Here is a 13,359-nt window from a genome sequence, read left to right as displayed (position 1 = left end):
AAACAACCCGGAACGAAACTCGAAAAATAGCGATTTTATGGACGGCGAAGCTGCGTATTTTGCGATTTTAATCATTGTGCTGGCGGGCGGCGCGATTATCGGATTTCTGATTTTCATGCTGCCTACCCTCGTCGCGTTCATCAGGGGGAATCCGCACAAATGGCTGATTTTTTTGCTGAATATTTTGGGATCATGGTTTTTGGGCGTCGGCTGGTTCCTTGCACTTTTTTGGGCACTTGCGCCGGAATTTGTCGAGCCGCTCTTCAAAAAAATCGAGCCTCAAAATTCTTCTGGGAAAGCGGAAAATTCTTCCGCCGAAAATGCGCAGCCGCCGCCGAAAGCTTAAAGTCTGCGCGCGTGCGCGGGTTTTAACTTTTTTATAATTTTTTTGAAACTTTCCATAAAAAAAAGCTATTAACTTGTCATGAAAGCTTGCATTAAAAAATTTATTTTTTCAGCCGTCTTGCTAACTTCCGCCGCGCTTTTTGCCGCCAACGAAAAAGACAAGTGCATTTACTGCGGCTCGACTGCTTACGGCTACTGCTCCAAAAGCCCGCACAAAAACCATGAGCACATTGCCGACTCAAAGCACTGCGTTTATTGCGGATCTTCCGCCTATGGTTACTGCTCTAAAAGCCCCTCCCAAAACCACAAGCACGGACATGGCGAGGGCAAGTGCGTTTACTGCGGCTCGGCAGCCTACGGCTACTGCTCTAAAAGCCCCGCGGAGGTGCATACAAAGTGAAGCTTTTTTTAATGAAGAATGAAGAATTAAGAATGAAGAATTGGGGCGGGCAAGCCGCCAAGTCCGCGCAAGCGCATGACTTCGTTTGCATAGCGGATAAATAGGTTTTTGAATTTTTTAACGAAGAGTAAAAGAGATTTAAAAATTTCTTTTATTGGCTCATCAAACAAAGTGCAACACCAGTGAGGGACCAGGGTGCGAAGCGCCCCCGTTTCTTCATTCTTAATTGCACGCATCTGCTTGGTTGGCTTGCGCCAATCCGCGCAGCCTGCGCCCTGCGGGAAAATTGCTCCGCAATTTTATGCTCCACAAAAGCTTGCTTCGCAACTGATTAGGGACAGTAGGTTTGGGGAAGGCTGAAAAAGTCTTAAAAAGCCTTAAATGCCTTTAAACATGGGAGTTCTTACGGCTTGGAAAATTTTTACGCGGTTTGACCTGTTTCGGACGTTTTTCCGCTTGTTACAAGCGAAAACCTCTGAACTCTTCTTTCTGCGGCGTATTTTGCATTTTTAAGAGCCTCTTCCGCCGTCGAATATCCGTATTCTTTAACCCCCGTTTTGTAGTGGATTGACTGGGCGCACCATTTGCAGTTTTCGCTGCATCTGCCGCTATGGGCGTTCATTATGGAACATGTTTCGATTTTGTTTTTCAAAAACAGAATTCGTATTTTGTTTGCCGTTTTATAAAGTTCTTTTTTTTGGCGCGTTTTGAGCGATGTCGAGAGCTTCTTCAGGAGTTATTTTTCCTCCGTTTGCTATTTTTTCGTAAACTTTTTCAAGGTTCATAATTATAAGATAAAATTTAACTTTTTTGCTTTTGTCAAACAAAAAAACTACTAAAAAGGTTGACATTATTTTTTGTTTTTCGGATATTTTTTTAATTCATTTTAAAAAGGATTTTTTATGGGAGAAGAAAAAGATATAAATATTCTTGTAAATGGAAAAATGTTTACCGTGAGCTTCGGGAAAACCGTTGGCGGATTTTTGGGGGAAATCGGATTTAACCCTGAAAGATGCGTAGTTGAAATAAATCTGTCAGCAAAAAAATACGCCGATTTTAAAGACTTGAAACTTTCAGATGGAGATGTTTTGGAAGTAATGTCAATAGTTGCGGGAGGTTGAAATGCAGAATAGATACGCAAGGCAAATCGGGCTTACGGGATTTGGCGAAGAGTCAGTTTTAAAGTTAAAGAATACTAAAATAGTAGTTATAGGCGCGGGAGGGGTAGGCAGCGCGGTTCTTCCGCTTTTGGCGGGTGCGGGCGTTGGAAAAATTGTTGTTGCCGACGGCGATGTTGTGTCGGTTTCAAACTTGCACCGCCAGACTCTTTATACGGAAAGCGGGGTTGCAAAGAGTAAGGCTCGCCTTGCCGCAATGCGTTTAAACGAGATAAATTCAGAAATTAGCGCAACATTTGTGGAAAAGTATTTTTACGATGAAGCCTCGGTAGAGGAGATTGTTCGCGGAGCGGATTTATGCATTGACGCAACGGATAATTTCCGTTCGCGCATATTGATTTCGGAAGTCTGTTTGAAATGCGCAGTTCCCGAAATTCTTTCAAGTGCGGGCGGTTATTTAAGTCAGCTTTACATGCTTGGAAACGGAATTTCCTTCGGTTTTATTGTTGGAGATGTAAATGCGAAGTATGAAGGCTCAATGGGGTTGCCTATTTTTGGACCGGCCGCGCATTTAAGCGGAGTTTGGGGCGCGGGAACTGCTATTAGGGTAGCGGTCGGGGCGCAAAAATTTGAGCCTGGAACAATTCAAAGTTTTGATTTTTCAAGCGGCAAATTCCTTAAATTCAAAATTTAAAAAACAAAGCTGAAATTTTTACCACTTTTTATTGATTTTACGAATTTTTGAGCGATAATTTAATTATAGAAAGAAAAAGATGGATACTGAACCTACATTGCTATCTACCATAATCTCCTACGTGATTTGTTTTGGGGTGGTATTCTTTGTTTATTGGTTGGTAGATAAAATCCTTGATTCTCATAAGTCTTTTCACAAAATGGATTGGCTTGATAAGAAATAAACCATCATTTCATCTGTTCACTTCCCTCGATTCGCGGTTTAGCTGGTTGAGGGATTTTTCGTTTGTAAGGGCAGCGTTGCCGTCGGATATGGAAAGTCTGTCGAATGTCCTGCGCTCTATTGGAATTTTTCCGCAAAAAATTTATGTATGGCTAATGCAGGTTGGGTTTCACAAGTTGCAAAATAGCGATGGTGCGATAAAAAAGATGACGCCGAAAATTTCGGCGCCACTTTTTTCTTTTTTTTGTGGGGTGTGCAATTTTTTTAGGTTTTTATTCGGAATAAAGCCAAGTTGAGAGATAGCGCGTGCCCGTATCGGGGATTATTGCGACAATTTTCTTTCCCGCATTTTCGGGCTTTTTTGCAAGTTCCAATGCCGCCCATACAGCCGCGCCCGCCGAAATTCCCGTATGTATGCCTTCGAGCTTTGCGAGTTTTCGGGCAGTGTCGCCTGCGTCTTCGTCCTTTACCCTGATTACGCCGTCAACCACTTTTGAATCGTAAATCTTGGGGACAAATCCTGCTCCTATGCCTTGGATTTTGTGTGCGCCCGCCTTGCCGCCCGAAAGGACGGGAGAAGTATCGGGTTCGACTGCGTAAATTTTTACGGATGGCTTGAGGGGCTTTAAGCCTTCGCCTATGCCGCTTATTGTCCCGCCCGTGCCGACTCCGCCTACGACTATGTCAACCAATCCGTCTGTGTCTTCCCAGATTTCCTTTGCGGTTGTCAGGCGGTGGATTTCTGTGTTTGCGGGATTTTCAAACTGCTGTGGAATGAAAGAACCTGGGTTTTCTTCTTTTAGTTGAAGGGCTTTTTCTATTGCGCCTTTCATGCCTTTTGCGCCTTCTGTCAGCACAAGCTCTGCGCCGAGGCTAAGCAGAAACTTTCTGCGCTCGACGCTCATCGTGTCGGGCATCGTGAGGATTAGGCGGTAGTTTTTTACCGCCGCCGCAAGCGCAAGCCCGATACCCGTGTTTCCGCTTGTAGGCTCTATGATAAGCCCTCCCGCTTTCAAGACGCCTTTCTTTTCGGCGTCTTCAATCATTGCGAGGGCGGCTCTGTCTTTTACCGAGCCCGACGGGTTGAAAAACTCGAGCTTCGCCAAAATTTCGGCGTCGGTTTTGTTGAGTTTGTTTATTCGGACAAGCGGAGTTTTTCCGACAAGTTCGAGAATGTTGTTTGCTATTTTCATTTTATTTGGTAATTTTTGTTGTTAAATCAAAACTTCGTCAAGGGCTTCGATTATATCGTCAGAATTTTCCAAGCCGATTGAAAGCCTTATGAGATCCTTTGTAAGTCCGCTCGAAAGCTGTTCCTCGTCTGAAAGCTGGGAGTGGGAAGTGCTTGCGGGATGCAGGATTAAGCTCTTGGAATCGCCGACATTTGCAAGGTTGCTGAAAAGCGAAATGTTGTCAACCACTTTTACCGCCGCATCGTAGCCGCCTTTAAGCCCGAAAACAACCATTCCTCCGTAGAGTCCGCCTTTTATATATTTGTTCGCGATTTCATATGACGGGTCGTTTTTAAGCCCCGGGTAGCGAACCCATGCGACCTTCGGATGGCTTTCAAGATATTGCGCGACTTTTAACGCGTTTTGGCTGTGGCGTTCTATTCTGAGGGGAAGGCTTTGCAGTCCTTGCAGGAATATCCACGCCGCATCGGGCGCGAGGGTGGGGCCCACGTTTCTAAGTCCTACCGTCCTTAAACGGAGAATGAAAGCGAGCGGATTTAAATCTCCCAAATCATGGGCAAATCTAAGACCGTGATATCCGCCGTCGGGCTTGTTGTACAAGTCGAATTTTTTGTCCGTCCAATCGAAGTTGCCCGCGTCTATCACTATGCCGCCGATGCCCGCTCCGTGCCCGCCAATCCACTTTGAAAGCGAATGGATTACGATGTTTGCCCCGTGTTCGATTGGCTTGAAAATTCCGGGGGGCGTGAATGTAGAGTCAACGATGAGCGGCAAGTGGTGCTTTTTGGCTATTTTTGAATATTCGTCGATGTCGGCAAAATCGAGCTTCGGATTGCCGATTGTTTCGACGTATATTGCCCGTGTTTTTTCGTTTATGGCTTCTTCCACCGCGGCGAAGTCGTTGACTTTTGTAAATTTCGTCGTTATTCCCCAGGCAGGCAAAATCGACGCAAACTGCGTGTAAGTGCCGCCGTAAAGATTGTTTGCCGATACAAGTTCGTCGCCTTGCTTTAAGATGTTTGTTATGGCGAATGCTATTGCGGCTGTTCCTGATGAAAGCGAAAGTGCTGCCGCTCCGCCTTCTATTGCCGCGAGCCTTTTTTCCAAAACGTCGTTTGTGGGGTTCATCAGCCTTGCGTAAATGTTGCCAGATTCTTTCAAGGCAAATAGGTCCGCGCCGTGTTTTGCGCTCTTAAAGTTAAATGCGGTTGTCCTGTAAACGGGAACCGCTCTTGCCTGCGTTGCGGGATCGGGAATTTGACCCGCGTGAATTGCCAATGTTTCGTATCTATAATTTTTTTCGCTCATTTTTTTCTCCTTTTGGTTTTATTGAATGTGTTTGCTTGAGTTTGTTTTATTGTTTTTTAGATGTAGTGGAGGCTTTTTTCTCCGTCTGTTTGCTTCTTTTTTTGTTTTTTACATTCGGTTGATACACATTCGTTTTTCGGTGGAGAGAAGAAAAATATTTCTTTCAATCTCTTTCTTGAAGGGTTTAGGAGTTATTGATGATGTTTTTGATTTCATTGCTTTAATCATTATTATTTTGGTAGTGTTTAAAATTTTTTTGCTGATGTCAACAAAATTTTAAAAAATTTTTCTCTTTATTTTAAAGGGTTTCTAAAAATACTTATAGAATACCTTTTTAGGGGAAGATTTATAAATTTGCGAGGCTTTGGCAAATATGGTTTAGGCGCATGTAAAAAAATATTCTGCGTAAAAAATCAAAAATATTTTGCATAAGGCGGGATTTTTTACATTTATTTATCGAATGGGGAAGAAATTTTTTAGATATGCAATTCGTTTAATTGTCGTTTCGTTTGTTTTAATCGGAGTGTTCTCTTCTTATGTGTGGCTTTTGATTGACTCTTACGAAGTTTGCGAAAACCCGAAGGATGCGTCCGAATATGAATGGGCTTTGCTTTTGGGGTCGATAAAGTATTTAAAAAACGGCGACGAAAATTTGTATTACAAAAGCAGGATTGAAACTGCGGCGGAGCTTTACAGGCTTGGCAAGGTAAAAAAGATAATTGCAAGCGGCGACAATTCGAGGGAAGATTACAACGAGCCTGAAACAATGAAATGCGACCTTGTCGCCCTCGGCGTTCCCGAAAGCGCGATTTTTGCAGACTATGCGGGCTTTCGCACCCTCGATTCGGTAAGGCGTGCAAAAAATATTTTTAATTGCGAAAAACTGCTTGTAGTTTCGCAAAAATTGCATTGCAAGCGCGCGCTTTTTTTGTGCGAAGCAAACGCAATGCAGGGAAGTGCGGCTTGCGCGGCAAACCCAAACGCAAAATTTTCGTACCGCTTGCGCAATAACTCCCGCGAGCTTTTGGCGTGGGTCAAGGCATGGCTTGACGTCAAAATATTTGGAAGAAAAGCCAAATTTGAAAAATAGGCGTGCCGCAAAAAGTTCTTGCGATTAAAATTGTTTTTCTTAGCTTGTTTTAACAATGAAGCATGGAAGAGTAGTCTTAAAGGGGAATTCGTTGCCCAACCTATATTTGGTCGGCTTTATGGGGACAGGCAAAAGCTCCATGGGCAAAAGGCTTGCCGCGCGCTTCAATCTTAGGTTTATCGACAGCGACGAAGAAATTGAAAAATCGAGCGGTATGTCGATAAAGGATATTTTCGCCAAATTCGGGGAGGAAAAATTCAGGGAGATGGAGCGCGATTTCATCGAAAACGGGCATCCCAAGACCGGGTGCGTCGTATCCTGCGGCGGCGGCTTGGTGTGCAGGGACGGAATGCCCGAGCTTGTCAAAAGCAAGGGGGTTTCCATCGTGCTTTTTGCGGAGCCAGAGGTTATCTTTAAGCGCGTAAGCCTTTCGAAAACAAGGCCTCTTTTGAATGTCGAAAACCCAATGCAAAGGATTTGCGAGCTCTTGGATAAGCGTTCTAAATATTACAATCGTTCGGGCATTTGCGTAAGCTCTTCGGGCAATCCGAACGATGTAGAAGAGAGGCTTGCGCGCATTTATGCCGGCAGGGTAAAAAATATGCTAAAACGCGGTCAAGATTAAAACTTGACTGAACGGAAACTATATCCATTATTAAACGCTAAAAATTTTTCAAAAAGGGATGTTTTGCAAGGTGCAAAAAATCCCAATTTTTCTGAAAGGTTGCCGAATGGCTCTGATAGTGCAAAAATATGGCGGCACGTCTGTTGGCGATGTCGAAAGAATTAAGGTCGTTGCGCAGCGCATCAAAGAAAATGTCGATGCGGGCAACGACGTTGTCGTGGTTGTCAGCGCGCGAAGCGGTGTGACAAACCAGCTCATAGAGCGCGCAAAAGCGTTGAATTCAATGCCGAACGAGCGCGAGATGGACATGCTTTTGGCTGTCGGGGAGCAGGAAACCATCGCGCTTGTCGCAATGGCTTTGCATTCCCTCGGCGTCAAGGCGGTTTCAAGAACGGGAGCGCAGGCGGGCATTATTACCGACTTCAACCATACTCGCGCACGCATAATAGAAGTCACGGGCGGCGACATTAAAAAACAGCTCGCATCCGGCAATGTCGTGATTGTTGCGGGTTTTCAGGGCATAGACCCCGACGGGCATGTGTCAACTCTCGGTCGCGGCGGAAGCGACCTTTCAGCTATGGCTTTGGCGGGCGCGCTCAAAGCCGACATCTGCCAGATTTTTACGGACGTTGACGGCATTTACACGGCGGACCCCCGCATAGTGAAGTCTGCGAGAAAAATCGAAGTCATGGATTACGACGAGCTTCTCGAAATGGCTTCGAGCGGCTCAAAGGTAATGCAGGCGCGCTCTGTCGAGTTTGCCCGTAAATACAATGTCGTTTTTGAAGTCAGATCAAGTTTTAACAATAACAGCGGAACAATCGTGAAGGCAGAAGTACCAACACTCGAAGGCCTCGTCGTAAGCGGCGTGGCGGTTGATAAAAACCAGACAAAAGTAACAATCACAGGCATTCCCGACAAGCCGGGGTCTGTCGCTGAAATTTTTGAAGATTTAGGCGCAAGCGGCATCGGAGTGGATATGATTGTCCAGAACATCGGCAGGGCGGGAATGGCAAACCTCACCTTTACCGTCGCAAAAGACGACGCGTCAAAGGCTGAAAAAATCCTGCAAAACACATGCTCGAAGATGGGCGCGGAAGTTTCGCTTACGGGCGATATCGCAAAAGTAAGCGTTGTGGGCATCGGAATGCGTTCAAACAGCGGCGTTGCGGCGACTTTCTTTTCCGCGCTCGCCCAAAAGAACATCAACGTTCAGCTCATTACGACAAGCGAAATCAAAATTTGCGTCGCAATCAATTTGGACAAGGCGGACGAGGCGGCATGCGCCCTTCACACCGCCTTTGGTTTGGACAAATAATCGGGCGTTTGCGTTTTGCGAAAGTAAAATTGCGCCAAAATCATATTTTTTGTTTGGCATAATGCCCGATTGTTGCAATAATCGGGCATTGCTTTTATTTTAATTGCGGAGAATTTTTTATGAAATTTGTAAGTACCAGAGGCAAAGTTGAGCCGCTTGGCTTTTCCGAAGCCGTCATGGAAGGATTGGCGGGAGACGGCGGCTTGTTTGTGCCCGAATTTTTGCCCGATATTTCCAATAAGCTCGAATCTTGGCGCGGACTGTCTTATTCAAAGCTTTGCTTCGAGTTTTTTAAGCTTTTTGCGGACGACATTCCGCAGGGCGATTTGGAAAAAATTATAGATGCTTCATACAAAAAATTCGATGACGCTCAAATTGCCCCGCTTTCAAAGTTAGACGACAAAACCTATCTTTTGGAGCTTTATCACGGTCCGACATTGGCATTTAAGGATTTTGCCTTGCAGTTATTGGGCAATTTGTACGAATATCTGCTTGAAAAGTCCGGCAGGGTGATAAACGTTTTGGGAGCTACGAGCGGAGACACGGGCAGTGCGGCGATAAACGGTCTTTTTGGCAAAAAGAACGTAAATATTTTCATTTTGTATCCCGACGGCAGGGTTTCTCCTTTGCAAGAGCGTCAAATGACTTGCACGGGGGCTTCAAATGTCTTTCCGATTGCAATAGATGGAACTTTTGACGATGCGCAGGCAATTGTAAAAGAGCTTTTCGGCGATGCCGATTTCAAGAAGAAGTGGAGTCTGGCGGCGGTAAATTCCATAAATCTTGCGAGAATTTTGGCGCAGTGCGTTTACTATGTTTACGCATATTTAAAGCTGCCGCCCGACCGGGCGCAAAGCGCGCGTTTTGTTGTGCCGACAGGCAACTTCGGCAATGTTTTGGCGGGCTGGCTCGCCTGCAAAATGGGCATGAAAGTGCGCGGATTTACGGTTGCCACGAACCAAAACGACATCTTGTACCGCCTTTTTAAGACGGGCGTGTACGAAGTCGGCGAAGTCAAGCCGAGCTATGCGCCTTCGATGGACATTCAAGTTTCGTCAAATTTTGAAAGATTTATTTATTTTGCGGAAAACAAGGATACTTGCAAAGTTCGCGAAATAATGCAGGCGTTTAAGTCTTCGGGCAAATGGATTTTTGAAAATTTCAACGCCGATGTGTTTTCTTCGGTTAGATGCGACGATTCTTCCATAAAGAAGAACATTCGCAATGTTTATGAAAAGTACGGAAAAATAATAGACCCGCATACGGCTTGCGGTTTTGAAAATCTCGACGGTGGCGTGAACGTTGTCTTGTCAACCGCACATCCCGCAAAATTCCCCGAAGTCATAAAAAGCGCAATTTCGCGCGATGTAAAGTCTCCGATTTTGGAGGAATTGAAGCAGAGAAAAATCGAGCGCATGGAATGCGGGGCAAATTCGGATTTTATAAGGGAAATCATAAAGGAGCGCGGAATACGCAAATGAAGCAAAAAGTTTTTATATACGACACTACTTTGCGCGACGGGACGCAGGGCGAGGGCATATCTTTGACTGTCGCCTCGAAGCTGCGCCTCGCGCAGAAAATGGACGATTTCGGAGTGGATTTCATCGAGGGCGGATGGCCGGGGTCAAATCCGCGCGATATGGCTTTTTTCGAGCAGGTTTCGTCTTTGGAATTGAAGCACGCGAAAATATCCGCGTTCGGTTCTACGAGAAGGGCGAACATCAGGGCTGAGGACGACAATCAGCTTAAACTTTTGCTCGATGCCAAGACGCCGTGCGTCACCATTTTCGGCAAAACGTGGCTTTTGCATGTCGAACAGGTCATAAAAACCACCGCCGAAGAAAATTTGAAAATGATAAAAGAGAGCGTCGAGTTTTTAAAGAAAAACGGGCGCATAGTGATTTATGATGCAGAGCACTTTTTCGACGGCTTTAAAGACAACCGCGAGTACGCGCTAAAAACATTGCGCGCGGCAATCGACGGCGGGGCGGATTATCTTTGCCTTTGCGACACAAACGGCGGAACTTTGGTTGAGGAATTTAAGAGCATCGTAAAAGACGTATGCGATTTCTCAAAAGACGTTCCCGTAGCCGTGCATTGCCATAACGACAGCGGAGTCGGCGTTGCCGTTTCCCTTGCAGGGGTTCAGGCGGGAGCTTCAATGGTTCAAGGCACTTTAAACGGTTTCGGGGAGCGCAACGGAAATGCGAATTTGTGCTCCATAATTCCAAATTTGGTCTTGAAGCTGAATTGTGATTTAAATTGCGCGCCGAACCTTTCAAAGCTTCGCGACTTGTCTTTATTTGCCGACGAAATGGCGAACGCCCGCAGCGATTCGCGCCAGCCCTATGTCGGGGCTTCGTCGTTCGCGCACAAGGGCGGCGTTCACGCAGACGCCGCAAATAAGGTAAAGCGCAGCTACGAGCATATTTCCCCAGAGCTTGTCGGCAACAAAACGCGCGTTTTGGTAAGCGACATGTCAGGCAGAGCCCTCGTCATGATGAAGGCGAAGGAGCTTGGAATGGAAATCGACGCGAAAGACCCCAAGATAAAGGACTTTTTGGACGAACTCAAACAGCTTGAATTTAACGGATACGGCTATGAGGCGGCTGACGCCTCTTTTAAGCTTCTTCTTGCAAAATTTTTGAAAAAGACAAAGCCCGCCTTTGCCGTCCACAATTACCGGGTAATGGTGGAGCGCGACCAGTTTAAGGAAATCACCCGTTCCGAAGCGACCGTAAAGCTCGAAGTAAACGGCGTTTTGGAGCATATGGTTGCCGAGGCGCACGGTCCCGTCGGAGCCCTTGACTTGGCTTTCAGAAAGGCGTTGGTGCGTCATTATCCGCAGATTATGGATATTGACTTGATAGATTTCAAAGTCCGCGTTTTGGACAGCGGTCTTGGCGCGAACGCGGTTGTCAGGGTTCAGGCGGAATTTAAGGACGGAGACTCAATTTGGGGCACTGTCGGCGCGTCCGACAACGTCATAGAAGCCGCTTGGGAAGCCTTGCGCGACGCCTTTGAATACAAGCTTATGAATATTTGATTTCTTATGGAAAACAACGAACATAAGCTTGATTTAAAGTCAAAAATCAAAAACAAATTTTTGAAGGGTTTGTATTCCGTCTTTTCATATCCCGTTGAAGCTTTTTTGGGAATACGCGATTTAAACGCGCTAAACGCGAGGATTCTTTCTTATGAAGACGACAGAAATTTCTTCTTGAAGGCGTTGGACGCAATGGGCGCGCGCTACTTTGCGGATGCAGAAGAGCTTAAAAAAATTCCCTCCGAAGGTCCTTTGATTGTTGTGGCAAATCATCCCACTGGCGGGCTTGACGGCGTTGTTTTGGGGGTGATTTTATGTTCCGTGCGCCCCGATGTGAAACTGCTTGCAAACAGCCTTTTGAGCTTTTTTGTAGGGATTAGAAAGCACTTGATAGCGGTAAATCCTTTTGGGGGCAAAAAAGCCGCATCGCAAAACATAAGCGCGCTCAGGGAAACAATAAGCCATCTTAAAAAAGGCGGTTGCGTGGTAACTTTCCCGTCTGGAACGGTGTCGCATTTGCATTTGAAGCACCTTACAATTACCGACCCCGAATGGAACAAAAACATTGCCTGCATTGCCCGCAAAACGGGGGCTACAATTGTTCCTGTTTTCTTTGACAACAGAAATTCAAACCTCTTTCAGCTTGCAGGGCTTGTCCATCCAATGTTGCGTACGGCTCTTTTAATAAGGGAAATGATGCGCCATGCAAAAAAAACCGTAATAAAGGTGCATGTCGGAACTCCGATTTCCCCGCGCCAGGTTTCGACTTTTGAAACCGACGAAGAATTGATTGCGTGGATGAGATTAAGCACGTACATATTGCCGCAAAAAAAATCGGGCAAAAAAAATTCCGAAACCAAAATGGAAAATTCGGGCAAGAACATAAAGAAGCTCGTGCGCAAAATCCTTCCGTCTTCAAGCTCTTTCCAAGACCTTATTTTGCCTGTAGATTCCGAAAAAATGCAGGCTGAAATAAATTCTCTTCCCGAAACTTGCAAATTGATTGACGGCGGAAGAATAGGGGTTTACGCGGCGTATTCATGGCAGATGAAATGGACCATGCTTGAAATCGGGCGTTTGAGGGAAAAGACATTCAGGGAAGTCGGAGAAGGCACTGGAAAGAGCATAGATACCGACGAGTATGACCAATACTACATGCACATATTCTTGTGGGATAAGGCTAATAAAAGCATTGCGGGAGCTTACAGGGTGGGGCATGTCGATAAAATCGTAAAATCCATGGGAGTGCAGGGGTTATACTCTTCGACTCTTTTTGAAATGCAGCCCGAAATTTTTGAAAAAATGGGCAATTCCCTTGAAATGGGGCGCAGTTTCATAGTAAGCGAATACCAGAAAAAAAGCTCGACTTTGGCAATTCTTTGGAAGGGCATAGGGGTGTACATTTCGCGCAATCCGCAATACAAGACTTTGTACGGTCCCGTAAGCATAACGACCGAATACAACGCAATTTCAAAAGACCTGATGGTCCAGTATCTTTCAGAGAACAAGACTTCTTTGGAATTTTCAAAGTTCGTAAAGCCAAAGACTCCCCCGAAAGTCAAGCTTTTGAGCGGCTTGGAAAAAGAGACAATTTCAAGGGTAGGCAAGGACGTTGAAAAAATTTCAGCTCTTATTTCCGAAATTGAAATGGACAACAAAGGCATACCCGTTTTGCTGAAACACTATTTGCGCTTAAACGGAAAACTGCTTGCTTTCAATGTTGACAAGAGCTTCGGAAACTGCATTGACGGATTGATAATGGTGGATTTAACCAAGACCGATTCAAAACTAATGAAAAGCTATATGGGCTTAAAAGAAGCCATAGCCTACCGCAAATATTACGGCTTGGATTCTCCCGAACTTGAGGCGGATTTGCTTGCCCAAACTAAATAGCGTTAAGCATTTTAAATAAAAAGGATTGGCGGCTTTCTTTTGCCTGCCAATCCTTTTGTTTTTATAAGAAAAGTCCGTTTTTTATGGTTTGTGTTTTTATATAAAAA

The 13,359-nt window shown here is 45.4% G+C and carries 13 protein-coding genes; 10 read left to right on the top strand and 3 right to left on the bottom strand.

Features of this window, described 5'->3' with window-relative positions; all coding sequences use genetic code 11:
* The first annotated feature begins 37 nt into the window (after positions 1-37).
* Together MOX91_RS06660 and MOX91_RS06655 are read left to right on the top strand one after the other, a co-directional pair.
* Entirely contained in the window at positions 38-346 is a 309-nt protein-coding gene (locus MOX91_RS06660) for a superinfection immunity protein (protein ID WP_370397304.1), read from the top strand.
* Positions 347-424: 78 nt separating this feature from the next.
* On the top strand, positions 425-745 hold the full coding sequence (locus MOX91_RS06655) for a hypothetical protein (RefSeq protein ID WP_370397303.1): 321 nt from the start codon (positions 425-427) through the stop codon (positions 743-745).
* Between the two features lie 421 nt (positions 746-1,166).
* On the opposite strand, the gene MOX91_RS06650 is transcribed toward MOX91_RS06655, so the two are convergent.
* The gene (locus MOX91_RS06650) at positions 1,167-1,397 is read right to left on the bottom strand and encodes a biotin synthase BioB (protein WP_370397302.1); all 231 of its coding nucleotides are present in this window, start codon (positions 1,395-1,397) and stop codon (positions 1,167-1,169) included.
* A gap of 250 nt (positions 1,398-1,647) precedes the next feature.
* On the opposite strand from MOX91_RS06650, the gene thiS reads away from it, so the two are divergent.
* Complete coding sequence (gene thiS, locus MOX91_RS06645) at positions 1,648-1,866, top strand: sulfur carrier protein ThiS (protein WP_370397301.1); 219 nt, start codon at positions 1,648-1,650, stop codon at positions 1,864-1,866.
* 1 nt (position 1,867) lies between these two features.
* Positions 1,868-2,557 (top strand): HesA/MoeB/ThiF family protein, encoded by a 690-nt coding sequence (locus tag MOX91_RS06640; RefSeq protein ID WP_370397300.1) that lies wholly within the window; start codon positions 1,868-1,870, stop codon positions 2,555-2,557.
* A 494-nt stretch (positions 2,558-3,051) separates the two neighbouring features.
* Here the strand turns inward: MOX91_RS06640 and cysK are convergent, their stop codons facing one another.
* Together cysK and MOX91_RS06630 are read right to left on the bottom strand one after the other, a co-directional pair.
* Entirely contained in the window at positions 3,052-3,972 is a 921-nt protein-coding gene (cysK, locus tag MOX91_RS06635; RefSeq protein WP_370397299.1) for a cysteine synthase A, read from the bottom strand.
* 21 nt (positions 3,973-3,993) lie between these two features.
* Positions 3,994-5,280 (bottom strand): O-acetylhomoserine aminocarboxypropyltransferase/cysteine synthase family protein, encoded by a 1,287-nt coding sequence (locus MOX91_RS06630; protein WP_370397298.1) that lies wholly within the window; start codon positions 5,278-5,280, stop codon positions 3,994-3,996.
* A gap of 460 nt (positions 5,281-5,740) precedes the next feature.
* Here MOX91_RS06630 and MOX91_RS06625 point away from each other — a divergent pair, with 460 nt between their 5' ends.
* The 6 genes from MOX91_RS06625 to MOX91_RS06600 all read left to right on the top strand — a co-directional run bounded on the left by MOX91_RS06625 (position 5,741) and on the right by MOX91_RS06600 (position 13,252).
* Positions 5,741-6,370, top strand: coding sequence for a SanA/YdcF family protein (locus MOX91_RS06625; RefSeq protein WP_370397297.1), 630 nt, complete (start codon positions 5,741-5,743; stop codon positions 6,368-6,370).
* Between the two features lie 55 nt (positions 6,371-6,425).
* Positions 6,426-6,995: a shikimate kinase gene (locus tag MOX91_RS06620; protein WP_370397296.1), complete on the top strand. Its 570-nt coding sequence runs from the start codon at positions 6,426-6,428 to the stop codon at positions 6,993-6,995.
* Between the two features lie 106 nt (positions 6,996-7,101).
* Positions 7,102-8,313, top strand: coding sequence for an aspartate kinase (locus MOX91_RS06615; RefSeq protein ID WP_370397295.1), 1,212 nt, complete (start codon positions 7,102-7,104; stop codon positions 8,311-8,313).
* Between the two features lie 119 nt (positions 8,314-8,432).
* Positions 8,433-9,794 (top strand): threonine synthase, encoded by a 1,362-nt coding sequence (gene thrC / locus MOX91_RS06610; protein ID WP_370397294.1) that lies wholly within the window; start codon positions 8,433-8,435, stop codon positions 9,792-9,794.
* The gene (cimA, locus tag MOX91_RS06605; RefSeq protein WP_370397293.1) at positions 9,791-11,359 is read left to right on the top strand and encodes a citramalate synthase; all 1,569 of its coding nucleotides are present in this window, start codon (positions 9,791-9,793) and stop codon (positions 11,357-11,359) included. The genes thrC and cimA overlap by 4 nt, the downstream gene beginning before the upstream one ends.
* 6 nt (positions 11,360-11,365) lie before the next feature.
* Positions 11,366-13,252, top strand: coding sequence for a bifunctional lysophospholipid acyltransferase family protein/GNAT family N-acetyltransferase (locus MOX91_RS06600; RefSeq protein ID WP_370397292.1), 1,887 nt, complete (start codon positions 11,366-11,368; stop codon positions 13,250-13,252).
* Positions 13,253-13,359: the final 107 nt, after the last annotated feature.

Source organism: Intestinicryptomonas porci, assembly GCF_033971905.1.
In the GTDB taxonomy this organism is placed as follows: domain Bacteria; phylum Verrucomicrobiota; class Verrucomicrobiia; order Opitutales; family Intestinicryptomonadaceae; genus Intestinicryptomonas; species Intestinicryptomonas porci.
The sequence above is the reverse complement of the archived record's forward strand: the minus strand, read 5'-3'. Positions and strand labels throughout refer to the sequence as shown.